At 72.5% G+C, this 23042-nt stretch carries 18 protein-coding genes; 12 read left to right on the plus strand and 6 right to left on the minus strand.

Annotated features, from left to right (window positions below; genetic code table 11):
* Window positions 1–193: 193 nt before the first annotated feature.
* On the minus strand, window positions 194–1099 hold the full coding sequence (locus BLW82_RS39415; protein WP_093506796.1) for an N-acetylglucosamine kinase: 906 nt from the start codon (window positions 1097–1099) through the stop codon (window positions 194–196).
* 469 nt (window positions 1100–1568) lie between these two features.
* Here BLW82_RS39415 and BLW82_RS39420 point away from each other — a divergent pair, with 469 nt between their 5' ends.
* From BLW82_RS39420 to BLW82_RS39445, 6 genes are all read left to right on the plus strand, one after another.
* Window positions 1569–2702 carry an ROK family transcriptional regulator gene (locus tag BLW82_RS39420; protein ID WP_256216107.1) on the plus strand — a complete coding sequence of 378 codons (1134 nt, stop codon included), beginning with the start codon at window positions 1569–1571 and terminating at the stop codon, window positions 2700–2702.
* A gap of 274 nt (window positions 2703–2976) precedes the next feature.
* Complete coding sequence (locus BLW82_RS39425) at window positions 2977–4299, plus strand: ABC transporter substrate-binding protein (RefSeq protein ID WP_093508514.1); 1323 nt, start codon at window positions 2977–2979, stop codon at window positions 4297–4299.
* Window positions 4300–4420: 121 nt separating this feature from the next.
* Complete coding sequence (locus BLW82_RS39430; RefSeq protein WP_093506800.1) at window positions 4421–5332, plus strand: carbohydrate ABC transporter permease; 912 nt, start codon at window positions 4421–4423, stop codon at window positions 5330–5332.
* The gene (locus BLW82_RS39435; RefSeq protein WP_093506802.1) at window positions 5329–6231 is read left to right on the plus strand and encodes a carbohydrate ABC transporter permease; all 903 of its coding nucleotides are present in this window, start codon (window positions 5329–5331) and stop codon (window positions 6229–6231) included. The genes BLW82_RS39430 and BLW82_RS39435 overlap by 4 nt, the downstream gene beginning before the upstream one ends.
* Window position 6232: 1 nt before the next feature.
* The gene (locus tag BLW82_RS39440) at window positions 6233–7939 is read left to right on the plus strand and encodes a hypothetical protein (RefSeq protein ID WP_093506804.1); all 1707 of its coding nucleotides are present in this window, start codon (window positions 6233–6235) and stop codon (window positions 7937–7939) included.
* 13 nt (window positions 7940–7952) lie between these two features.
* Window positions 7953–9770: a hypothetical protein gene (locus tag BLW82_RS39445; protein WP_093506806.1), complete on the plus strand. Its 1818-nt coding sequence runs from the start codon at window positions 7953–7955 to the stop codon at window positions 9768–9770.
* Window positions 9771–9875: 105 nt separating this feature from the next.
* On the opposite strand, the gene BLW82_RS39450 is transcribed toward BLW82_RS39445, so the two are convergent.
* Window positions 9876–10526, minus strand: coding sequence for a nucleoside/nucleotide kinase family protein (locus tag BLW82_RS39450; RefSeq protein WP_093506808.1), 651 nt, complete (start codon window positions 10524–10526; stop codon window positions 9876–9878).
* A gap of 77 nt (window positions 10527–10603) precedes the next feature.
* Between BLW82_RS39450 and BLW82_RS39455 the strand changes: the two genes are divergently transcribed.
* The gene (locus BLW82_RS39455) at window positions 10604–11338 is read left to right on the plus strand and encodes a beta-phosphoglucomutase family hydrolase (RefSeq protein ID WP_093506809.1); all 735 of its coding nucleotides are present in this window, start codon (window positions 10604–10606) and stop codon (window positions 11336–11338) included.
* A complete protein-coding gene (locus BLW82_RS39460; protein ID WP_093506811.1) occupies window positions 11335–13680 on the plus strand; it encodes a glycoside hydrolase family 65 protein in 2346 nt (781 codons plus the stop codon). Before BLW82_RS39455 ends, BLW82_RS39460 begins: the two co-directional genes overlap by 4 nt.
* A 160-nt stretch (window positions 13681–13840) precedes the next feature.
* Here BLW82_RS39460 and BLW82_RS39465 read toward each other — a convergent pair whose 3' ends face one another.
* Both BLW82_RS39465 and BLW82_RS39470 read right to left on the minus strand, forming a co-directional pair.
* The gene (locus tag BLW82_RS39465; RefSeq protein ID WP_093506813.1) at window positions 13841–14737 is read right to left on the minus strand and encodes a M56 family metallopeptidase; all 897 of its coding nucleotides are present in this window, start codon (window positions 14735–14737) and stop codon (window positions 13841–13843) included.
* A complete protein-coding gene (locus BLW82_RS39470) occupies window positions 14734–15117 on the minus strand; it encodes a BlaI/MecI/CopY family transcriptional regulator (RefSeq protein ID WP_093506815.1) in 384 nt (127 codons plus the stop codon). Before BLW82_RS39470 ends, BLW82_RS39465 begins: the two co-directional genes overlap by 4 nt.
* 177 nt (window positions 15118–15294) lie before the next feature.
* Here BLW82_RS39470 and BLW82_RS39475 point away from each other — a divergent pair, with 177 nt between their 5' ends.
* Window positions 15295–16212, plus strand: a complete 918-nt coding sequence (locus BLW82_RS39475; RefSeq protein ID WP_256216262.1) for a lysylphosphatidylglycerol synthase domain-containing protein — start codon at window positions 15295–15297, stop codon at window positions 16210–16212.
* Window positions 16213–16318: 106 nt separating this feature from the next.
* On the opposite strand, the gene BLW82_RS39480 is transcribed toward BLW82_RS39475, so the two are convergent.
* Complete coding sequence (locus tag BLW82_RS39480) at window positions 16319–17002, minus strand: phosphatase PAP2 family protein (RefSeq protein WP_093506817.1); 684 nt, start codon at window positions 17000–17002, stop codon at window positions 16319–16321.
* A 272-nt stretch (window positions 17003–17274) separates the two neighbouring features.
* Here BLW82_RS39480 and efeU point away from each other — a divergent pair, with 272 nt between their 5' ends.
* The 3 genes from efeU to BLW82_RS39495 all read left to right on the plus strand — a co-directional run bounded on the left by efeU (window position 17275) and on the right by BLW82_RS39495 (window position 21984).
* Window positions 17275–19365, plus strand: a complete 2091-nt coding sequence (efeU, locus tag BLW82_RS39485) for an iron uptake transporter permease EfeU (RefSeq protein ID WP_093506819.1) — start codon at window positions 17275–17277, stop codon at window positions 19363–19365.
* A 47-nt stretch (window positions 19366–19412) separates the two neighbouring features.
* Window positions 19413–20684 (plus strand): iron uptake transporter deferrochelatase/peroxidase subunit, encoded by a 1272-nt coding sequence (efeB, locus tag BLW82_RS39490; protein ID WP_093508516.1) that lies wholly within the window; start codon window positions 19413–19415, stop codon window positions 20682–20684.
* A 148-nt stretch (window positions 20685–20832) separates the two neighbouring features.
* On the plus strand, window positions 20833–21984 hold the full coding sequence (locus BLW82_RS39495) for a Nickel transporter NicT (protein ID WP_177233213.1): 1152 nt from the start codon (window positions 20833–20835) through the stop codon (window positions 21982–21984).
* 98 nt (window positions 21985–22082) lie between these two features.
* Here the strand turns inward: BLW82_RS39495 and BLW82_RS39500 are convergent, their stop codons facing one another.
* The gene (locus BLW82_RS39500; RefSeq protein ID WP_093506821.1) at window positions 22083–23042 is read right to left on the minus strand and encodes a hypothetical protein; all 960 of its coding nucleotides are present in this window, start codon (window positions 23040–23042) and stop codon (window positions 22083–22085) included.

Consider the following 23042-nt stretch of genomic DNA (forward strand, 5'->3'; position numbering starts at 1 on the left):
AAGAGCGTTGAACGAGCGCAGTTCTAGGGCGAGTTCGTGTCCCGGCGGCCATCGCCCGACGGCCGCCGTGTGACCCGGAGTTGAACGGCGGCTCTGTGGTTCGCCGGAAGAACCGCCCCGGACCTGCGTGTTCGCGGCCTCGGACGACCCGTGGTCCGGTGCGGCGGGACCCGACGGGCTGCGGAAGGGTTTCTCACCGGACCGAACGCGCCAGCGCCACCGCTCCCTCGACCGGCGGGCACCGCAACGGCTGCGGTCGCGCGCCGGGTACGGCCTCGGCGAGCGCGGTGGCGAAGGCGTCGTACAGACGCGGCTGGGACAGGATCGTGCCGCCCGCGACCACCACGTCGTCCACCGCGAGACCGCGCGCGGCCAGCCGCGCCACCAGGCCGGCGAGGGCGCGGCCGCCGTCGGCTATCACCGCCGCGGCGAGCCGGGAGCCCGCGTCGGCCGCGGCGAAGAGCACCGGGGCGTGCCGGCCCCACTCGGCGGAGACGTCGGTGGCGCCTTCGAGGGCGGCGCCGAGCGCGGGGACCTCCGGCACCTCGAAGGCGGCGACGAGTCCGGCCGCGAGGGCGTCGGGGGCCTCGCCGCGGTCGTGCGCGGCCCAGACGGCACGGGCGGCGTCCCGGACGAGTCCGGCGGCGCCGCCCTCGTCACCGAGGACCGCACCCCAGCCGCCCACCTGCACGGGGCTGCCGTCGGACTGCCGGCCGACCGCCACCGAGCCGGTACCGGCGACCAGACCGACCCCCTTGTCCAGGCCGGCGGCGGGGACGAGGAGCTCGGCGTCGCCCACCACCCGGACCGGTACGCCGAGGAGGTCCCGCAGGGCGTTGGCGATGCCGGCGCACTGACGGGGGGTCTCACAGGCGTGCCCGCCGACGGCCAGGGCGGCCGGGCGGGTGCCGGAGGGCAGGGCGTCGTGGACCAGCGCGGCCAGCCAGCGGGCCGCGGCGGCCGCGTCGTGCGGCCGCCAGCCGCTGCTGGGACGGACGAGGTCGGCGACCCGGTCCGCGCCGGCGAGGGCGCGGAGCTGGGTCTTGGTGCCGCCCACGTCGATCCCGACCACGAGCGGGGGAGAAGATGTGTCCTGCACGGATCCTCTTTCGTCGGCTGGGCGAAGAGCGCCGAAGAGTCTGGCCCCGAGCCGAAGTCCGCCGCCGTTCGACAGCGCCCCGAAGAGGCGCTCGGGGCACCCCCGGCCGAAGGCCTGGGGGAGGAACGGTGCGAACAGCCACGATGGCGCCGAGGGCGAACGACGGCGCATCGCGGCACTTCCAGCGGAGCGACTGGCTGCGACGGCGGGCGAACCGTGTCTGGCCGGACAGGAGTTGGGCACGTCGGGAAGCCCCGGGACGGGCTTCTTGCGGAGCACGGCAGGCGAGTACCGTGTACTTCGTTAGGAAGTTAACTAACGAAGTACAGTGCGTCAAGAGTTGCCGCGGACTCGATCAACGGGACGCTGTCGAGGCCAGAACCGCGCGGCACAACGGCACCGCATCGCCGCATCTCCCGCCTCCGGGGGAGCGCGGCCCCTGACCCATGGGGGAACTGTGGAACACGTCGTGGCTGAGGGCCCCCGGCTCACCGAGAGCGCCGGCGCGGTCTTCGCCGTACTGACCCAGGCCGGCAGCGCCACCCGGCCGCAGCTCGCGAGCCTCGCGGGCCTGTCCAAACCGACGGTCTCCGCCGCCGTCGCGGAGCTGGAGGGGGCCGGGCTCGCCACCCACGCGGGCACCGCCTCCAGCGGCACCGGCCGCTCCGCCGCCGTCTACGGCCTCGGGCCCGCCGCCGGCTCCGTCCTCGCCGTCGACCTCGGCCCGGCCCGTACCCGGGTCCGCGCCTGCGCCCTGGACGGCACCCTGCTCGCCGAGGCGGACACGCCCCGCACCCGGGCCGCCGACGCCGTCCGCGAGGCGCTGGCCGCGCTGCCGGCGGGCGCCCCGTTGCGGGCCATCGTCGTCGCCGTCGGTGACGTCACCGCCCCCGACCTGGCAGGCACCGGCATGCGCCCGGCGACCGCCAAGGCCGGGCCCGTCTTCGACGCGGTCTCCGTCGCCCTGCCGCCGGGGGTCCCCGTCCACCTGGAGAACAACGTGAACTGCGCGGCCCTCGCCGAGCTCCACGAGGGCGCGGCCCGGGGCCGCCACACCTTCGGCTACCTGCGGATCGGCGTCGGTATCGGTCTGGGTGTCGTCATCGGCGGACACGTGCTGCGCGGCGCCAACGGCGCGGCCGGTGAGCTCGCCCGGCTGCCCTATCCCTGGGACGACGGCCGGGAGCCCCGCCAGGAGGCCCTGGAGGCCTATGTCGGCTCGCAGGCCCTGCTGCGCCGGGCCTGCGAGGCGTGGCCGGAAACCGACGGTCCGTGCCCGCGCACCGCCGAGCGGCTCTTCGCGCTGGCGGCCCAGGGCCGGGAGCCCGCACAGGCCCTGGTCGCCCGGCACGCCACCGACGTGGGCCGGCTGGCCGCCGCGGTGGCCGCCGTACTGGACCCGGGGCTGATCGTGCTGGGCGGCAGCACGGGCGCGGACCCGCAGCTCCTGCCCGGGGTGCGGGCCGAGCTGGGGCGGCTGAGCTGGCCCACCGAGGTGGTCAGCAGCCAGATCGGCGATCTCGGTACCGTGCTCGGGGCCGCCCGGCTCGCCGTCGCCAAGGGAGTCCAAACCGTGACCGAAGGCGCGCGGGTGAAGGATTGACGGCCTCCTGATCGGTCTGCCAATGTCCGGACAAGCGCTTTCTAAGTCGGCCGGGACGCCGGCTTGGGGCGAGCCTCCCAGCCCGTACACGACGTACGGCAACCGCACGAGGGCGTGCCCGTGCGGTGACGGCCAGGACGGCCGGGGACCTCACTCCGCGTGGACGATGCGGCCGGGCGAGGCCGCGACCCGGAAAGCGACTTTTCCTTCAAAATGCACCAGTGCCGCCCCAGTCGGCGCCGTGCTCCGTCCGTTCGACGAAATGGGATCGAAGATGACCACTGTGGGTGTGCGGCGCACCAGCCGACTCGGCCGCGGCGGTATGCGCCGCCTGATTCCCCTCGCTGCCGTGGCCTCGGCAGGAGCTCTGCTGCTCTCCGCCTGCGGGTCGGGCTCCGGCTCGGGCGGGACCTCCAAGTCGCTGACGTTCTGGATCTCCACGGTCCCGGGACAGGACGCGGGCTGGAAGAAGCTGGTGGCGCAGTACAAGAAGGAAGCCGGCGTCGACGTCAAGCTGGTCAACATCCCCTACGACGGCTACCCGACGAAGCTCCACAACGCCGCTCAGGCGAACTCGCTGCCCGACGTCGCGGACGTGCCGGCGCTCGACCCGATCTGGTCGAACAAGCTGATCGACCTCAGCTCCGTCGCCGACAACAAGAGCTACAACATCAACGCCAACTTCCTCGCCAAGGACTCGTCCGGGAAGGTGCTGTCCATCCCCTCGGACGTGACCGCCTCCGGCCTGTTCATCAACAAGACGCTGTTCGAGAAGGCCGGCGTCTCCGTCCCGGCCTCGCCCTCGGACACCTGGACCTGGACCGAGTTCGTCGCGGCGGCCGACAAGGTCCGGCAGAAGACCGGCGCCAAGTACTCGCTCACCTTCGACCAGTCGCCGTCCCGGCTGCGCGCCATGGTGTACGAGATGGGCGGCAAGTACGTCCACGCCGACTCCTCCGGCAAGTTCTCGGTGGACGACGCGACCAAGAAGGCCGTCAAGTACTTCGTCGGGCTCAACGACGACAAGACCATGCCGAAGTCGGTGTGGACCAGCGGCGCCGACCCGTCCGCCATGTTCCAGAGCGGTGACGTGGTCGCCTACTGGTCCGGCGTGTGGCAGGTCGCCTCCTTCGCGGACAGCATCAAGAAGTTCCAGTGGGCGAGCGTCCCGACCCCCGCCCAGCCGGTACAGGCCAGTGACGTCAACAGCGGCGGCATGATGGTGGGCTTCAACAACAACGGCGCCGCGGCCACCGCCGCGAAGAAGTTCATGTCCTGGGTGTACGACCCGAAGCAGTACACCGAGCTGGTCGAGACCTCCGGGTTCCTCCCCGTCGAGAGCGGCCTGAGCCCGAAGTACCCCTTCACCTCCGACGCGGCGCAGGCGGCGTTCAAGCTGTACAACGAGGAGATCCCGCTCTACGACCCGATCTCGGGCTACTTCAACAACGCGCAGACCGAGTGGGCGCTGAAGGGCAAGAGCCTCACCACCGACCCGACCAAGACGGAGCTCGGCAAGGCGGTCAACGGCCAGCAGTCGGCCGACAAGGCCCTGCAGAACATCGTGGACGGCTACAACCAGCAGGTCGGCGGCTGATCACAGGCCGGCGGGCCGGGCGGCGGGATCGAGACTCCGCCGCCCGCCCCGGGCGCCCACACGATCACGGGTTCAGGGCCTGAGCCCACGGCATCCATCCCCACAGCACGGAGTCAGGAAGATGACAAAACGCGCCTCGGACGTGTCCGGGAGCCCGCCCAGGCGACGCAGCACCTACACCTTCGCGCCGCTCGTCCTCATCGCGGCCAACGTCGTGCTCTTCGCACTGTTCTTCGTGTGGCCGGCGGTGATCGGGCTCGTCTACTCCTTCACGAACTACACGGGCGTGGGAGCGTTCCAGTTCATCGGACTGGACAACTACACCAACCTGTTCGGCGACTCCACCTTCTACGACGCGCTGACACGGACGCTGCTGTACACCGTGCTGGTCGTGCCGCTGAACTTCGTGCTCTCGCTCCTCATCGCCAACCTGGTGGTGAGCAAGCAGGCCAAGGGCACCTCGATCGCCCGGGTCGTCTTCTTCGTCCCGTGGCTCATCTCGCCCATCGTCGTCGGTGTCCTGTGGCGGTGGCTGTTCGGTGAGAACTTCGGACTGATCAACTACGTCATCGAGAAGCTCGGCGGGCACGCGATCGCCTGGCAGTCGAACGCCGACCTGTCGCTGGGCGTGGTCGTGATGGCCGGCGCCTGGTGGGGAACGGCCTTCTCGATGCTGCTGTTCATCGCGGCGATCAAGAACGTGCCCACCTCCTACTACGAGGCGGCGTCGCTCGACGGCGCCGGCCCCTGGCGCCAGTTCATCAGCATCACACTGCCGAGCATCGCGCCGACGTCCTTCATCGTCATCCTCCTCAACACCATCAACGCGATGAAGGAATACCCGCTGTTCGTCTCCCTCAACAACGGCGGACCGGGCACCTCGAACAACCTGCTTGTCCAGTACATCTACCAGACCGGATTCAACCGGGGCCAGATCGGCTACGCGAGCGCCGCGTCGTTCGTGCTCATGCTCATCCTGATGGCCGTCGCGATCATCCAGCTGATCGCCAACCGGCGGATGGAGAACCGATGACCACCACAGACACGCCGCGTCCGGTCGACGCCGGTTCCGTGAAGGCCCTCTCCAAGAGGCGGCCCCGCGGCGGGCGCGACGGCGGGCTCCGGCGCGCGGTACCCGCGACGACCCTGCTGTGGATCCTGGCGGCTCTCTACGGACTGCCGGTGCTGTGGTTCATCCTCAGCTCCTTCAAGCCGGCCGGAGACCTCTTCTCCCTTCCGCTGACGGTGGTTCCGCACCACCCCACCCTGTCGGGCTACAAGGCCGCGTGGGACAGCGCCAACTTCTCCCAGTACTTCATCAACACGGCCCTCGTGTGCGTGATCACGACGATCCTCACGGTGGGGGTCAGCTGCTGCACCGGGTACGCACTGGCCAAGTACGACAACAGATGGCTCAAGGCGTTCTTCGTCTGCATCCTGGCCACCACGATGCTGCCGTCCGAGGTCATGCTCGCCCCGGAGTTCCTGGTCGTCCGCGACCTCGGCCTCTACAACTCGTTCGGCGGCATCATCCTCCCGGCCGTGCTCACCGCCACCGGATGCTTCATGTTCCGGCAGTTCTTCCTGACGGTCCCCGACGAACTCGTGGAGGCCGCCCGCATCGACGGCGCCCGTGAACTGTCGATCTTCCTGAGGATCATGGTGCCGATCTCCCGGCCCATCATGCTGACCCTCGCCATCCTGTCCTTCCAGTGGCGGTGGAACGACTACATCTGGCCGCTGCTGATGCTCAACGACCCCGACAAGTTCACCGTGCAGATCGGCATCCAGAGTCTCGTCGGGGCGCAGAACATCAACTGGTCGGTGCTGCTGGGCGGATCGGTCATCTCCATGATTCCGCTGATCCTCGTCTTCCTGGTGTTCCAGCGGTACGTCATGAGCGCCGACATCAACGCCGGACTGAAGGACTGACTTGACCGCCCTGCTCGACCACGAGTTCGTCCGCGCGGCGGCGCTCGCCGCCGACAGGCAGGCCGCCCTGCTCGAGGCCGACCCGTCGACGGAGTTCATCGGGCCGCACCGCGCCCTGGCCCGGCGGGTGAAGACCCTGGTCGCGGTGTACCGCTCGCCGGAATCGGCCCTGTACGGCAGCGAGCGGGCGGTCGCCGCCGCGCTGACCCACCTCCGTGCCCTGCGGTCCATGCAGACGGCCTCCGGCCTCTTCGCGGGCGGCGACAACGTGCAGTCGCCGCCGGACTCCGCGTTCACCGTCAACGACGTGTGCGACGCGCACGTCCTCGCCGCGGGCGCGGGGCCGGAACTGGCCGACGTCACGGCGGCGCTCGCCGACATCGCCGGCCCCGCCACCGGCCCCCTCCTGACCGGCGGGGTGCACACCCCGAACCACCGCTGGGAGCTGTCCGCGGCGCTGGCCCGGCTGCACCGCTCGTTCCCGGACGCCCGGCTGCTCGCCCGCGCCGAGGAGTGGCTCGCCGAGGGCGTCGACATCGACGCGGACGGCCTGTACTCGGAACGCAGTGCCGTCTACGCGTCCCTCGTGACCAACCCGTCGCTGCTGCTGCTGGCCGAGGTGCTAGGACGTACCGACCTGCTGGACGCCGTCGAACGCAACCTCGCCACGACCCTGGACCTGATCAGGCCGGACGGCACGGTGGAGACCGTCCACTCGCGCCGCCAGGACCAGAGGCTGTCGTTCGCGCTCTGGCCCTATCTGCCGCACTACCGGCTGCTCGCGATCCGCACCGGCCGGGGCGACTTCGCCCGCGCGGCCCGTCTGGCGGCCGCCGACGGCATCGACGACCCCGACCTGCTCGCCCAGACCCTCCTCACCCCGGATCTGTGCCGCGCCCTGCCGGCCCCGGACACGGAGAAGCTCCCGCGCGACCGGTACCTCCCCACCGCACGCCTCGCCGCACACGTCTCGGCCACCGCGCACACCGTGGTCTACGGCGGCTCCGACGTGCCCGAGCACCGGCGCATCCGCTCGGGCCTCGCCTGCAACCCCACCTTCCTGCGCCTGTTCGCCGGTGCCGCCGTCCTCGACGCGGTCCGCCTCTCGCGGGTGTTCTTCGACCTGGGCCCGTTCCGCGCCACCGACATGGAACAGCTCGCCGACAACCGGTACCGGCTCACCCAAACCCTCACCACCGCCTACTACCAGCCGCTCCCGAAGGACCGGCGGCGCGACGACGGCGCCTACCGTCTGGTGGACGAGGGCCGCTTCTCCGCGGCGATGGCCTTCCCCGACCGCTCTCAGGACGAGGTCTCCCACACGACCCGAGTCGAGGTCGACCTGCGGGAGGACGGGGCCGACCTGCGGATCGACATCAGCGGCCCGTCGGTGCCCTGGGCCCTCGAACTGACCTTCCGGCCGGGCGGCGAGCCGCACGGCGCCGTACCGCTCGGGGACGGACGCTGGTGCCTGACGACCGAGCCGTTGACCTACCGCGTCGGCGACGACGAGATCCGGGTCGAGGCCGCCGTCGAGACGGGCGAACCGCTCGCCGGACCGGACCGGAGCGACGTACTGCGCTACGACCCGGGGCAGGACCACACCGTGGTCGGCGGCACGGACGCGACGACCGGGAACCGCGTCTACCTCGGCGGACACGGACCGCAGACACTGACCCTCGCACTGCGCGCCACATCTCAGGCATGAAGGGCTGATCTCCTTGCACCTCCCACGCCAGCTCGGGCCGCTGCACGACCTGCCGGACACCCCGGAGGCATACGACGCCGTCCTCGCCGACGTCACCGTGCAGGCCCTCGCGCGCCTCACCCCCGAGGGCAACCTCGAGCACCCGGACGCCGACGACGACATCGGCGACACCTCGCTCGGCGTCACCTCCCTGCTGGCCCTCGCCTGGCAGCGCTCCAAGGATCCGCGCCTGCCCGAGGCGGTGCACCGCAGCCTCGCCTTCCATCTGCGGGAGCGGGTCTACCGCGAGGACAACCCCGGCTACCCGAACCTCAGGGTCCGCAACTCCGGTCTGCCGTACGCCCGTTACGTTCTCGAGGCCGGCGCGCACCCCATCGGCGACTGGCCGAGCACCGTGTGGGCGCTGCTGCAGGCGGTCAACCTGCTCGACCTGGCCGAGGGGCTCGTCGACGAGGAGCAGCGGACCGGTCTGCTGGAGGTGGCGCTGGGTTACTGGCGCTGGCTCACCGAGGCGACCTTCTTCAACCCGCAGGAGGCCGGCAACCAGGCCATCGGGTGCGTGGTCGGCGGACTGATGCTCGCCCGCCATCTGCCAAACGCCCCGGCGGACGCGACGCGCCAGCGCGCCCTGCGGCTGTACCACGACGAGATCCGCGCCCACCGGATCCCGGACCGGGGCGCGCTGCTGCCGCCCGAGCACGGCGGCGCCTACGACAACAACTACGGCCCGATCTCACTGTCCTTCCTCGCCCAGGCCCACCGGATCAGCGGCGCCGAGATGTTCGCCGAGGACGGCGACGCGCTCGCCCGCTACATCGACGCCCGCCTGCCGAACGGCGGCTTCGACAACGGCGGCCCCCGCTACAGCGAACAGCACTCCGGCTTCGAATCCGTGCTCGGGCTGCGCTACTTCGGCGCCCGGATCGGCTCCGACCTGGGCCGCTACCGGGGCGACACCAACTGGGGCCGGCACGCGGTCAAGCCGGACGGCGGTGTCGACGGGCACTTCGCCTGGATGCTGGTCTGGCAGATCCAGGACCCCACCCCCTGGCACCGCGAGCCCTCGACGGCCCCCGCCCGCCACCAACTCCGCGCGGGATCGGTCTCGGTGGCCTTCGACCACCGCATGACGCCGTCGCTGATCGAGGCGGGCGGCACCTACCACCTGCCGGCGGCGGTGAACCGGCAGCACGGCTTCGGCCCGGTCCTGGACGGCTTCCTTTACTGCCGGCCGATGGGCGAGGTCCGGGTCCGGGACGTCCATGCCGACGGCCTGACCGCCAAGCTGGTCAGCAAGCCGGTCGTGGGCCGCGACCAGGTCCTGCGCCACGTGCGCTCCCTGTACGTCACGGACGGCACCCGGCTCTGGGTGACGGTGGCCGTGGAACGCCTGGACGGGTCGCCGTACCTGCTGGCCGGGCTGCCCTACGCGGCCGACGACGGCGACCGGGTGCGCCGGGTCGCCGAGGGCGAGGTCGCCGCGGCGGGCGCCCTGCGCCTCACGCATCCCGCCGCGCAGGGCGCGGACCACTTCGACGCGCGCGCCGAACTCACCCAGGAGCAGGCCGCGTTCGCCCTCGCCGCCGACCCGCGCGGGTACGGCAACCCGGATGAGGGGTGGCGGCACCTGGTCGCCTCCACGGCGTACGAGGCCGAACCGGCGCCGGGCGCGCCGGAGAAGCTGCACGTGTTCGCCGTGCGGTACGGGGCCGGTGGCGACTTTGCGCCGTCCTTCGAGGGCGACCTCACCGTGCGCACCGAGGCGTTCACGGCCGCCATCGGGGCCGAGGACGAGCACGGAGTGCCTGAACTCACCGTCATCGCCTGCTGAGCGCCGTGGGTCCTGCGCGACAGTCCGTGTGCCGGCTGCGGCGCCGTCGAGGCCGGTCGCGCAGTTCCTCCCCCAGCCTTCGGCCGGGGGTACCCCCGGCGCCCTTTACGGGGCGCTGCCCAGTGCCGTCTCGGTGATCACCAGGTCTGCCCGGTCCCGGGTGGCGGCCACCAGGTCGGCGTTGAGCTGGTCGGTGCCCTTGACCCAGGCCGCCGCCTGCTCGTGTCCCTTGCCGAACTCCTCGTGCCGGGCGACCAGCCGCCGTACCCGCTCGTCCTCGTCGATCTCGCAGAACCACACCTCGTCCAGGGCCGGCCGCACCCGCGCCCACAAACCGTCCGTCAGCAGCAGGTAGTTGCCCTCCGTCACCACCAGCCGGGCGCTCGGCAGGACGGGGATCGCGCCCGCGATCGGCTGCTCCAGGACCCGCTCGAAGCCCGGCGCGTACACCACGACGTCCCTGTCCTCCCGCAACCGCCGCAGCAGCGCCGCGTACCCGGCCGCGTCGAAGGTCTCGGGCGCCCCCTTGCGGTCCCTGAGCCCGAGCCGGTCCAGCTCGACGTCGGCCAGGTGGAAGCCGTCCATCGGCACGTGCGCGGCCCACGGCGCACCGGTGCCGTTCAGCTCCCGTACCAGGTGCTCGGCCAGGGTGGTCTTGCCCGCGCCGGGGCTGCCCGCGATGCCGAGGACCGCGCGCGGGCCCCGTCCGGCGAGAGATCGGGCGCGGTCGAGAAGGTCGTCGAAAGTCAGCGGCACGCAAAAAGTGTGACACCGGGCCGGGAATGTGGCGGGCGCCACCCTCTCGAAACCGTTCGGTGGGGAAGATGCGGGACATGACTGCACTAGGTCTGCCCGACACCATCCAGGCCTGTCTCTTCGATCTCGACGGGGTCGTCACCAAGACGGCCGTCGTGCACGCCGCGGCGTGGAAGGAGACCTTCGACGCCTTCCTGCGCGGCCACGACGGACAACGGCCCTTCGACGCGGCCGCCGACTACGACGAGTACGTCGACGGACGCCCACGCGCCGACGGGGTACGCGCCTTCCTCGACTCCCGTGGCATCCACCTGCCCGAGGGCACCCCCGACGACCCACCGGACGCCCCGACCGTGCACGGCCTCGGCAACCGCAAGAACGAACTGCTGCTGGAGAAGATCCGCACCCAAGGTGTCGAGGCCTACGACGGCACCCTGCGCTACCTGGAGGCGGTCCGCGCGCACGGGCTGCGCACCGCGATCGTCTCGTCCAGCGCCAACTGCCGTGACGTACTGCGTTCCATCGGCGCCGAGCACTTCTTCGACGTCCGGATCGACGGCGTCGTGGCCGCCGAGCGGCACCTGCCCGGCAAGCCGCACCCGGACACCTTCCTGGCCGCCGCCCACGACCTGGGGGTCGAACCGGCCGCCGCCGCGGTCTTCGAGGACGCCCTCGCCGGGATGGACGCGGGTCGGGCGGGCCGTTTCGGGTACGTCGTCGGCGTGGACCGCGTCGGGCAGACGGACGCCCTGTACGCACACGGCGCGAACACCGTCGTGAAGGACCTCGCCGAGCTGGGAGGCAAGGAGTGATCACCCAACGGGCGTACGCCGTGGAACCCTGGGCGGTCCGCGAGACCGCGCTCAACCTGGACGTGCTCGCACAGAGCGAGTCGGTGTTCGCGCTGTCCAACGGGCACGTCGGCTGGCGCGGCAACCTCGACGAGGGCGAACCGCACGGGCTGCCGGGCAGCTACCTCAACGGCGTGCACGAGGTGCACCCGCTGCCGTACGCGGAGGCCGGCTACGGCTACCCGGAGTCCGGGCAGACCGTCATCAACGTCACCAACGGCAAGATCCTGCGGCTGCTGGTCGACGACGAACCCTTCGACCTGCGCTACGGACGGCTCGTCGCCCACGAGCGGGTCCTCGACCTGCGCCGTGGCGTCCTGGAGCGGACCTGCGAGTGGACCTCACCGGCCGGCTCCACCGTGCGGGTGCGCTCGACCCGGCTGGTGTCGCTGACCCAGCGGGCGATCGCCGCCGTCTCCTACGAGGTGGAGGCCGTCGACCGGCGCTGCCGGATCGTGGTCCAGTCCGAGCTGGTCGCCAACGAGCAACTGCCCGATGCGAACGGCGATCCCCGCGCCGCGCTCGCACTGCAGTCGCCGCTGGAGCAGGAGGACGACTTCGCCTCCGGGCAGCGGCTGCGTCTCGTGCACCGCACCCGGCGCAGCGGCCTGCGGGTCGCGGTCGCCGCCGACCACACCGTCTCCGGCCCCGAGCGGACCACGGTGCGCGCCGAGAGCGGCGTGGACGTGGCCCGGATGACCGTCACCTCCGTCCTGGAGCCCGGGCAGCGGCTGCGGGTGGAGAAGTTGGTCGCGCACGGCTGGTCCGGGGTGCGCTCGCTGCCCGCCATGGCCGACCAGGTGGACGCGGCGCTCGCGGCCGCCGCCCACGAGGGCTGGCAGGGGCTCGCCGACGAGCAGCGCGACTACCTCGACGACTTCTGGTCCCGCGCCGACGTGGAGGTGGACGGCGACGAGGAGATCCAGCAGGCCGTCCGCTTCGCCCTCTTCCACGTCCTGCAGGCGGGAGCCCGCGCCGAACAGCGGGCGATACCCGCCAAGGGCCTCACCGGCTCCGGGTACGACGGGCACGCCTTCTGGGACACCGAGATGTTCGTGCTTCCCGTCCTCACCCACACCGCCCCCGGCGCCGTCGCCGAGGCGCTGCGCTGGCGGCACAACACCCTGCCCGCCGCCCGCGAACGCGCCGCCCAGCTCGGTCTGGAGGGGGCCGCGTTCCCGTGGCGGACCATCGCGGGACCGGAGGGCTCGGCCTACTGGCCGGCCGGCACCGCCGCCTTCCACGTCAACGCCGACGTCGCCGACGCCGTGGTCCGCTACGTCGCCGCCACCGGCGACACCGACTTCGAACGGGACACCGGCGTCGAACTGCTCGTCGAGACCGCCCGCCTGTGGCGCTCGCTCGGCCACCACGACAGCCGCGGCGCCTTCCACATCGACGGCGTCACCGGCCCCGACGAGTACAGCGCGGTCGCCGACGACAACACGTACACCAACCTCATGGCCCGGGCGAACCTGCTGGCCGCGGCCGACGCCGTCGAACGCCATCCGCGGCAGGCGGCGGAGCTCGGCGTCGACGCGGAGGAGAGCGCCGCCTGGCGGGACGCGGCCGAGGCCATGCACATCGCGTACAACCACGAGCTCGGCGTCCACGAACAGAGCGCCGGGTTCACCCGCTACCAGCGCTGGGACTTCGAGAACACCCGCCCCGACCAGTACCCGCTGCTCCTGAACTTCCCGTACTTCGACCTGTACCGCAAACAGGTCGTCAAACAGGCCGACCTGGTCCTCGCGATGTACACCTGCGAGTCGTACTTCGACGAGGAGCACATCGCCCGCAACTTCGCCTACTACGAGCCGCTGACGGTCCGCGACTCCTCGCTGTCCGCCTGCTGCCAGGCCGTCGTCGCCGCCCAGGCCGGGCACCTGACGCTCGCCCACGCCTACACCGCCGAGGCCGCGCTGATGGACCTCGACGACCTGGAGCACAACACCCGCGACGGACTGCACATCGCCTCCCTCGCCGGTACCTGGATGGCCCTGGTCGCCGGCTTCGGCGGGCTGCGCCACTACGACGACGGCGCCCGCTTCGCCCCCCGGCTGCCCGAACGGCTGCGCCGTCTCGCCTTCAGCCTGCAGCTGCGCGACAGCAGGCTGCGTGTGGAGATCGGCGCCGACAAGGCGACGTACACCCTGCTGGACGGACCGCCGCTGACGGTGTACCACCACGGCGAGCCGGTGACGGTCGGCACGGAGAGCCCGACGGTACGGGCGGTGCCGCCCACCCGGCCGGGGCCGGCACCGGCCCAGCCGCCGCACAGGGCACCGGCTCGGCCGGCGTGAGCGACGGCGCCCCGTCTTCCAAGGGCGCGGGGAACTGCGCGAGCGGCCCTACACGACCGGCACCCGGCGACGCGTCGGTACCCCTACGGCGTGATCGGTCGTCCGTGCCGCCGTCGTGGCTGGTCGCGCAGTTCCCCGCGCCCCCGGGAAGAAGGGGCGCTCACGTGAGGGCCTGGTACAGGAGCCGTACCAGATCGCCCGTCGCGTCCGCCGCGAACAGTGCGGCGAGTGCGCCCAGGGCGAGCACCGCCGCCGCGGCCGACCAGAGATAGGGCGGCGGGGTCGTCTGCAGGGCCGCGATGCGGCGCGTCACCGCGCGGTCGGTGAAGTTCAGGCCGCAGGCCGGCCGGGTGGCACGCCCCGCGCTGAGGGCCGCCCGGGCCAGTGCCCGGGCGGTGGTGTCGCGGTCCCCGACCTCGGTCGCCGCCTGCTCGTCCGCCCACCGCTCCGCCAGGAAGGCCACCGCGGAACGGACCGGTCCGAGCAGCGGATTGGCGGCCGCCGCGAGCGACACCGCCGTCACCAGGCGGCCGTGCCGGTGGCGCAGGTGGGCGCGCTCGTGCGCGAGCAGCACCCGCCGCTCCGCCGGTGCCAGCGCGCCCAGCATCGCCGAGGTGACCAGGATGCGGCCGGGCCGGCCCGGGATCGCGAACGCCTGCGGCACCTCGCAGGCCGCCACCACCAGTTCGGTGTCCCGCGGATGCCCCTCGCACAGCCGCCGCAGCGCCCGCCGGGTGCACCGCTCGGCCCGCAGCGCCCGCTGCACCCGCCAGACCACCACGACCAGCGCCAGGCAGGCGGCGACGCCGATCACCTCGGGCACCGGGTCGGCCAGCGGACGACCGTCCTCGTGCGCCTCCCGGACCACCGGCGGGGCGTCGCCCAGCAGAGCCGTCGCCAGGAGGATCAGCGACCAGGTGACCGCGGTGGCGGTCAGCACCGCGGCGGACGCGAGGACGCGCGCCGCCAGTGCCGGCGCGACCCGGCGGGCTGTCACCGGGCTGACCAGGGACAGCAGCAGGGAGACCAGCAGCGGGGTGTAGACGTCGAACCTCATGCGCCGCCTCCGGCGAACAGGTTCCGCAGCGCCCGCTCCTCCTCCGGGCTCAGCCCGGACACGAACTGCTGGAGCGCCGCGATCGGGTCCGGTCCCCGGTCCAGGGCCTCGTGCATGGCCTCGGCGGTCAGCTCGGCCGCGTTCTTCGCCGGCCGGTACGCACCGCGCCGCCCGTCCGCGTCGCGCAGGACGAGTCCCTTGTCGTACAGCCGCTTCAGGATGGTGTGAACCGTGTTGTAGGCGAGTCCGCCGCCGATCTCGGTCTGGATCTCGACCGGGGTCAGCGGGTGGTCGGTCGCCCACAGGGCCGCCAGGACCTCGCTCTCCAGCGCTCCGGCGCTGCGCCGCTCCGTCCTGCCGCGGGACCCTGTGCCAGCCATGCCACAACCTTACAGCGCGTAGTGCCGCCGTTCGTATGGACGTACCCGCGCTGCCTCCGTCGGTAAGTCCGGTTAATTTGTCAGTGTTTGTCCCTTAGGCCCGTGGAGGGTCCTGCGTGCCGCAGGGGAACAGGGGTGGGTGCCTCGATGGTCTCGAACGTGAACACCACGCCCGTCATGGGCCGCCGGGGGCTCTACTGGCAGAGCGGTGTCTGCCTGGTGCTGCTGCTCGGCGCGGGCTGGCTGGTCCGGCGGCACTGGCCGGTCGTGGCGCACGGGGCGGCGCGGCTCGCCGACGCCGACCAGAGGTGGCTGCTGGTGGCGGCCGTGGCGGCGGCCGGGACCTGGGCGTCCTCCGCCCTCGCCCAGCAGGGCGCGGTCACCCGCCGGCTGCCCGGTGGCCGGCTGGTCGCCGCCCAGTTCGCCGCGTCGGCCGCCAACCACGTGCTGCCCGCCGGGCTCGGCGCGGGCGCGGTGAACCTGCGGTTCCTCATGCGCTGCGGCTTGACGGCCGGCCGCGGTGCGTCGGCCCTCGCGGTCAAGGCGGCCTCCGGGGCCGTGGTCCGGCTGGCGCTGATCGCCGTGCTCGCTCCCGCGTGCCCGGGGCTGCTGCGGATCCCGCACGTGTCCGGGGCCGCCCTCCTCGCGGTGGCCGCCGCGGCCACCCTGGCCCTGCTGCTGCTCCGGGCCCGGGTGTGGCCGCGCTGCCGGGGTGCGGTGGCCGCGGTGACCGCCGACATCCGGGCCCTGCACGCCCGTCCGGTCCGCGCGGCCGCGCTGTGGGGCGGTTCTTTGGCCTTCGCCGGGCTGCACGCGCTGGTGCTCTTCGCCGTCACCCGGGCGGTCGGACTGCCGCTGCCCCCGGCCCGGGTGGCGCTCCTCTACCTCGCCGCCAGCGGCGCCGCCGCGCTGCTGCCCACCCCTGGCGGCCTCGGCTCCCTCGACGCGGCTCTCGCGTTCGCCCTCACCGCCTCCGGGACCCCGGCCGCCGCGGCCGCCTCCGCCGTACTCGGCTACCGGCTGCTGACCATGTGGCTGCCGCTGCTGCCGGGCCTCCTGGTGCTCGGCCTGCTGGTCCGGCGCCGGGCACTGTGACGACGACTCGGCGACCGGCGGCCCCGGCCCCGACCGGGGACCTGACCCGCGAGCCGGCCGGCCGGCGCGGCGCTCCGCCCGGACGGGCCCGGCGCCGCGCCCCGACTCAGGGCGCGGCCACCGGTCTCTCTTGACTGCCGTCCCGCGCCCACGCGTCCGGAACCCACCGGGCCGCCAGGCACGCGCAGACCCCGAGCCACCCGGCCGCGAACAGCCAGCCGCCGAGCACGTCGGTGCACCAGTGCACGCCGAGGAACACCCGGGTGGCCCCCACGGTCAGTCCCCAGCAGGCGACGGCGGCGCACCACGGGCCGCGGCCGCGCGGAGCCCTCGTCCAGATCGCGAGGACGACCAGGCCGGCGGCGAGCGCGGCGGTGGTGGTGTGGCCGGACGGGAAGGACCAGCCGGAGGCCGACGTCTGCCAGTCGGCCCGCGGCGGCCGGGGCCGGGCGACCAGCTCCATCACGCCCCACCGGAGCGCCTGGCCCAGGGTGAGGCAGCCGGCGCCGAGCAGCGCGGCGACCAGCCGCTGCCGCCGGGTGCGGCCCACGACCAGCCCCGCCGCCACGACCAGGGCGTACGGCACGGCCCCGGTGCCGGTCGCGGTGATTCCCCGGGCCACGGCCACCGCCACGTCGGTCCGGTGACCGAGGGCCCAGGTCAGCAGGGCGTGGTCCGGCGCGAGCGGGGTGCCGTGCCGGCCCGCCACCACCAGGGCCAGCACGGCGAACGCCGCCCAGGCTCCGAGCGCGACACTCCCGGCGAACTCCGCGGTCCTCTTGCGGTCCATGACTGTGACGACGGCCCCCTCGGTGTGACGCGGTGCGACGCAAGTGATGACTACGAACCTGTAGACGGTCTACTCGAATGTAGACGATTGCCGTCCCGGCGGTGCTCCCGGGTGCGCGCGTCGGCGGCCGGCCGTGGCTTTTGCCGCACCATTACCCGTTCATGACCGGCTGACTGCATGGGTGTAGTCATCATGGTCGGCGGAGTAAGGCATGCCTTCACTAAGTTCGAGCCAAGGGGCGGGGACGGGCCTGCCGGGGAGGGCTGCGGCCGATGTGGGACGACGCGTTTCCGAGTTTCCTGATCGGACTGAGGGAAGGTCTTGAGGCCGGGCTGATCGTCTCGATCCTCGTCGCCACGCTGGTGCGGGCCGGGGCCAGGAACCGGCTGCCGCAGGTGTGGACGGGTGTCCTGGCCGCGATCGCGCTGGCGATGAGCTTCGGCGCGGTCCTCACCTTCACCGCCGCCTCCCTCTCCGCGACCGCCCAGGAGGCCTTCGGCGGCACCCTCAGCGTGATCGCGGTCGCCTTCGTCACCGCGATGGTCTTCTGGATGCGCCGCTCGGCCCGCAGCCTCTCCGGCGAGATCAAGGAGAAGGTCACCGGTGCCCTGGCCATGGGCTCGGGCGTGCTGATCCTGACCTCGTTCCTCGCGGTGGGCCGCGAGGGCCTGGAGACCGCGCTGTTCCTGTGGACCACCGCCCGGGCGGCCGGCGAGTCCGCGGGGCCCCTGACCGGCGCCGGGATCGGCCTGGTCCTGGCGGCCGGCCTCTGCTGGGGCCTGTACCGCCGGGTCCTGAAGATCAACCTCACGAAGTTCTTCACCTACACCGGCGCCGTCCTGATCGTGATCGCGGCCGGCGTCCTCGGCTACGGGCTCCGCGACCTCCAGGAGGGCGGCGTCCTCCCGGGCAGCACCGCCTACGCCTTCGACCTCGGCAGCCACATCGACGCGGGCTCCTGGTACAGCACCCTCCTCCAGGGCGTCCTCAACATCACCCCGGCGATGACCTGGCTCCAGGTGGCCGGCTACGCCGGCTACCTCGCCGTGGTGATGACCCTGTTCGTGCGGGGAGTGCGCGCGGTGCCCGCAGCGCGTGCCGCCGCGCCGAAGCCGGCCGCCGGGAAGCCCGGGACGCCGGCGCGGCCGGGTCCTGTGGCCGGCCTGCCGGGGCCCGGCCCCAAGCCCGTCGGGGCTGGTGGCCGCCGGCCTGCCTGGGTGGTGCCCGTGGCCGTGGTCGCCGTCCCCGTCGTGGTCGCCGGGCTCGTCGTCGCCCTGGCCCGGCCCAAGCCGAGCGGCGGGCAGACCGTCGCCGTCTCCGAGACCGACTGCGGCAAGGGGTTCACCGCGCCCAAGGCGGGCCGCCAGACCTTCCAGATGCAGAACACCGGGGACAAGACCTCCGAGGTGTACCTGATCGACCCCAGCAGCAACGCGGTCTACGGCGAGGTCGAGGGCCTCGCCCCCGGCACCACCCGGGACCTGGTCGCCACGGTCGCCGGCGGCACCTACGCCTGGCGCTGTGTCCCCTCCACCGGCAGGGCCGTCACCTCCAGGCCGGTCACCGTCGGCGGCGGCACGGGCAGCACCAAGGCGGTCGTACCCGTCTCCGAGAACGACCTCGCGGGGCCGCTGAAGGCGTACAAGGCCTACGTCCAACAGGGTCTGGCCACCCTCGTCGCCCAGACCCGCACGCTCGACGCGGACATCGCGGGCAACCACCTCGCCAAGGCCCGCACCGACTGGCTGGCCGCCCACCTCACCTACTCCTCCCTCGGGGCCGCCTACGGCACCTTCGAGGACTACGAGCAGAAGATCGACGGCCGTGCCGACGGCCTGCCCGGCGGGGTGGCCGACAGGGACTTCGCCGGGTTCCACCGGGTCGAGTACGGTCTGTGGCACGCGCAGACCGCCGGACGGCTGAAGGCCCCGGTCCAGGCGCTCGCCGACGCGGCGGCCGGGCTCCAGAAGGCCTTCCCCACCCAGGACTTCGACCCGGGCGACCTGCCGCTGCGCGCCCACGAGATCCTGGAGAACACCCTTCAGTTCGAGCTGACCGCCGACACCGACGAGGGCAGCGGAACCAACCTCGCCACCGCGAACGCCAACCTCGCCGGTACCCGCGAGCTGCTCACCGTCCTGCGCCCGCTGCTGACCACCCGCGCGCCGAAGCTGCTCCCGGCCGTCGACGCGGACGTCGCCCGTCTCCAGCAGCTCCTGGACGCCGAGCACCGGGACGCGAGCTGGACCCCGGTCGAGCAGCTCGACACCGTCACCCGGCAGCGGATCACCGGCGCCACCGGACAGCTCCTGGAAGACCTCGCCCCGGTGCCGGACCTCCTGGAGATCAGGAAGTCCGCCTGATGAACCCCGCACCGCACCCGCACCCGTACGACGAAGGGAACCCTCCGATGTCCGCTGCCGACACCCCGTCCTGCCCGATGGGCGCGGGCCGCCGCTCCTTCGTGCGGACGGCGCTGGGCGCCGGCGCCGCGGGCGCGGTCCTGGCCGGCGGCGGCTTCGCGCTGAGCCAGGCCGGCGGCACCGCCGAGGCCCAGGCCGCCGACGTGTCCGGCACGGCCAGGGTCCCCTTCCACGGCACCCACCAGGCCGGCATCCTCACCCCGGCCCCGGCCGCCGCCACCTTCGTCTCCTTCGACATCATCGCCGGCAGTCGCCAGGAGCTCGCCGACCTGCTGAGGACGATCACCGAGCGGGCCCGCTTCCTCACCTCCGGCGGCACCCCCGACGACCTCGGCGTCGGCGCACCGCCCGCCGACAACGGCATCCTCGGCCCCGAGGTCCCCTCCGACGCACTCACGGTCACCGTCGGCGTGGGTGCCTCGCTGTTCGACGACCGGTACGGCCTGGGGAAGGCGAAGCCCGCCCGGCTGACCCCGATGCGGACCTTCCCCAACGACAACCTCAAGCCCGCCGAGTGCCACGGCGACCTCTCCCTCCAGATCTGCGCCAACAGCACCGACACCGTCCTGCACGCCCTGCGGGACATCACCAGGCACACCCGTGGCGCCATGCAGATCAAGTGGCGGATCGACGGGTTCCAGAACGCCCCGCGGCCGACCGGCGCCCAGCGCAACCTGCTCGGCTTCAAGGACGGCATCGCCAACCCGGACGTCACCTCGGCCCGGGAGACCAACCGGCTGATCTGGGTCGGCGCCGGGCAGGGTGAGCCGGCCTGGACGGTGGGCGGCAGCTATCAGGTGGTCCGGATCATCCGGATGCTCGTCGAGTTCTGGGACCGGGTCTCGCTCAGTGAGCAGGAGCTGATGTTCGGCCGCCGCAAGGACACCGGCGCCCCGCTGGACGGCGCCAAGGAGACCGACATCCCCAACTACGCCAAGGACCCGAAGGGCAACGCCATCCCGCTGGACGCCCACATCCGGCTGGCCAACCCGCGCACCGCGAAGACGGACAGTTCCCGTATCCTGCGCCGCGGCTACAACTACGACCGGGGCATCGACGCCGTCGGCAACCTCGACATGGGCCTGGTCTTCTGCTGCTACCAGCAGGACGTCCAGCGCCAGTTCGAGGCCACCCAGACCCGGCTCATCGACGAGCCGCTCGTCGACTACATATCACCGACCGGAGGCGGCTACTTCTTCGCCCTGCCGGGGGTGAGGAACTCCGGCGACTGGCTGGGGAGCGGACTGCTGGCGTCCTGACCACCCGACCGGCCTTTGCCTTCTCATGACGTTCTCTTGGTGAAGGCCTGCCTCGAGCCTTGCTGCGAATGATGTGCAAGTGCGGGACGATGGCACAAGGCTGCCGAGGGCAGCTGCCCCACGCTCGACCGAAGGATGTCACCCCCCGATGACGGCCGCCCCTGGTTCCGCTCCGTCCCTCCCCGCCCAGGCCGAGACCAAGCGCTCGGCCTGGCGCCGTGTCCGCGGCTCCATGACACGGCAGGAGTGGACCAGGGTCGGCGGGATGGCCGGCCTCGTGCTCGCCCTGCACGTCATCGGCTGGGGCACCCTGGTCGGGATCATCGCGCCCCGGCACTTCAGCGTGGGCACCGAGTCCTTCGGCATAGGCATCGGCGTGACCGCGTACACGCTGGGCATGCGGCACGCCTTCGACGCCGACCACATCGCGGCCATCGACAACACCACCCGCAAGCTGATGGGCGAGGGGCAGCGGCCGCTGTCGGTGGGCTTCTGGTTCTCCCTCGGCCACTCCAGCATCGTCTTCGGCCTCTCCCTGCTGCTCTCGCTCGGCATGAAGACCCTCGCCGGACCCGTCCAGAACGACAAATCGAGCCTCCACGACGTCACCGGCCTGATCGGTACGACGGTCTCCGGTACCTTCCTCTACCTCATCGCCGGCATCAACCTCGTCATCCTGGCCGGCATCTGGAAGGTGTTCCGGCAGATGCGCTCCGGCGCCTACGACGAGGCCGCGCTGGAGATCCAGCTGAACAACCGCGGCTTCATGAACCGCTTCCTCGGCCGGGTCACCGGTTCGATCCGCAAGCCCTGGCAGATGTACCCGCTGGGGCTTCTCTTCGGCCTCGGCTTCGACACCGCCACCGAGATCGCGCTCCTCGTCCTCGCCGGCTCCGGCGCCGCCTCCGGCCTGCCCTGGTACGCCATCCTGACCCTGCCGGTGCTCTTCGCGGCCGGCATGTCGCTCCTGGACACCATCGACGGCTCGTTCATGAACTTCGCCTACGAGTGGGCGTTCTCCAAGCCGGTCCGCAAGGTCTACTACAACCTCACCATCACCGGCCTGTCCGTGGCCGTCGCCCTGATCATCGGCACCGTGGAACTCCTCGGCCTGCTCGCCGACAAGATGGACCTGCACGGATTCTTCTGGGACTGGGTCGCCGGGCTGGACCTCAACACCGTCGGCTTCGTCATCGTCGGCCTCTTCTTCGCCACCTGGGCGATCGCGCTGGCGGTCTGGAAGATGGGCCGCATCGAGGAGAAGTGGACCAGCGGCCTCGCCGAGCAAACCGAGAGCTGAGCGGTGCCCCGCAAGGGGCGCCGGGGGTACCCCCGCCGAAGGCTGCGGGAAGAACCGGGCGACCGGTCACGACGGCGCCGCAGCCCGCGGACGGCGTATCAGCCACGCATCTTCAGATCCGCCCGCCACTTGATGATCTGCTTCTCCGCGTCGCCGGTGTACGACCACGGTGTGCGGGTCGCGCGCCGCCCCTGGAGCCGCAGGAGTTCCAGGGCGAGGTCCATGGCGCCCGCCTGGCAGGCCGCGTGCGTCAGGTGGTTGAGGTCGCGCAGCTCGCCCGGGGCGACCGGGCCCTCGGGGCGCTGGGCGATCCAGCGCTCCCAGGTACGGCGAACGTCGCTGACCGCGCCGTCGTGCTTCCAGTGCTGGCTGAGCGCGACCGCGTTCCCCTGCCCCTGCGCCGCGTCCAGGGCGTACCGGAACTCCTCGACGCGGGCGTACTGCACCAGGACGGGCAGCGCGCAGCCCGGCGGGGCGACCCCGGCCGCGTCCCGGGCGAAGTCGTACATCAGGCCGTGCGTGCCGTGCCAGCGCGCGGAGTAGTAGTGGAGCACCTGGAGGTGGCCCTCCACGTTGTAGGGGTCGCGCCGGTGCAGTTCGTCCCACCAGCGGGCGAGTTCCTGCCGGCGTACCCCGGTCGGGTACAGCCGGGCCACCGAGATCAGCGAGACCCAGGGGGTCGGGTCCTGCGGGTACGCGTCGGCGGCGGCCAGGCAGGCCAGCACGGCGGTGTCGATCCTGGCCCGGTCGATCGGGACACCGCGGCCCGCCGAGATGGCCAGGGTGAACGCCCGGGCCGTCTCGGTCGCCGCCCGCAGCATCAGCGCGTCGGCGCCGTGCGGTTCGGTGGCCAGCCAGGACTCGGCCGTCGAGTTGCCCGCGCAGGCCTGCGCCAGCAGCCGGACCCGGTGCCCCCGGGCCAGCCAGTCCGGGCCGGTGGTCCGGAGCAGATCCCGGAGGCCCTGCCAGCGGCCGATGACGATGTCCTGCCGGGCCGAGGTGAGGGATGCGTCCCCGCAGTCCGGGTCGAAGTCGGGGGCGAAACGGTCGCGCGCCAT

It is taken from the genome of Streptomyces sp. Ag109_O5-10, assembly GCF_900105755.1.
GTDB lineage: Bacteria > Actinomycetota > Actinomycetes > Streptomycetales > Streptomycetaceae > Streptomyces.

What these genes read in the sequence shown, in the direction of transcription:
- BLW82_RS39435 (WP_093506802.1), top strand. Translation starts at nt 5,329, where the DNA reads ATGACCACCACAGACACGCCGCGTCCGGTCGACGCCGGTTCCGTGAAG.
- BLW82_RS39475 (WP_256216262.1), top strand. Translation starts at nt 15,295, where the DNA reads ATGGGCCGCCGGGGGCTCTACTGGCAGAGCGGTGTCTGCCTGGTGCTG.
- BLW82_RS39455 (WP_093506809.1), top strand. Translation starts at nt 10,604, where the DNA reads ATGACTGCACTAGGTCTGCCCGACACCATCCAGGCCTGTCTCTTCGAT.
- efeU (WP_093506819.1), top strand. Translation starts at nt 17,275, where the DNA reads ATGTGGGACGACGCGTTTCCGAGTTTCCTGATCGGACTGAGGGAAGGT.
- efeB (WP_093508516.1), top strand. Translation starts at nt 19,413, where the DNA reads ATGTCCGCTGCCGACACCCCGTCCTGCCCGATGGGCGCGGGCCGCCGC.
- BLW82_RS39430 (WP_093506800.1), top strand. Translation starts at nt 4,421, where the DNA reads ATGACAAAACGCGCCTCGGACGTGTCCGGGAGCCCGCCCAGGCGACGC.
- BLW82_RS39495 (WP_177233213.1), top strand. Translation starts at nt 20,833, where the DNA reads ATGACGGCCGCCCCTGGTTCCGCTCCGTCCCTCCCCGCCCAGGCCGAG.
- BLW82_RS39470 (WP_093506815.1), bottom strand. Translation starts at nt 15,117, where the DNA reads ATGGCTGGCACAGGGTCCCGCGGCAGGACGGAGCGGCGCAGCGCCGGA.
- BLW82_RS39425 (WP_093508514.1), top strand. Translation starts at nt 2,977, where the DNA reads ATGACCACTGTGGGTGTGCGGCGCACCAGCCGACTCGGCCGCGGCGGT.
- BLW82_RS39465 (WP_093506813.1), bottom strand. Translation starts at nt 14,737, where the DNA reads ATGAGGTTCGACGTCTACACCCCGCTGCTGGTCTCCCTGCTGCTGTCC.
- BLW82_RS39480 (WP_093506817.1), bottom strand. Translation starts at nt 17,002, where the DNA reads ATGGACCGCAAGAGGACCGCGGAGTTCGCCGGGAGTGTCGCGCTCGGA.
- BLW82_RS39500 (WP_093506821.1), bottom strand. Translation starts at nt 23,042, where the DNA reads ATGGCGCGCGACCGTTTCGCCCCCGACTTCGACCCGGACTGCGGGGAC.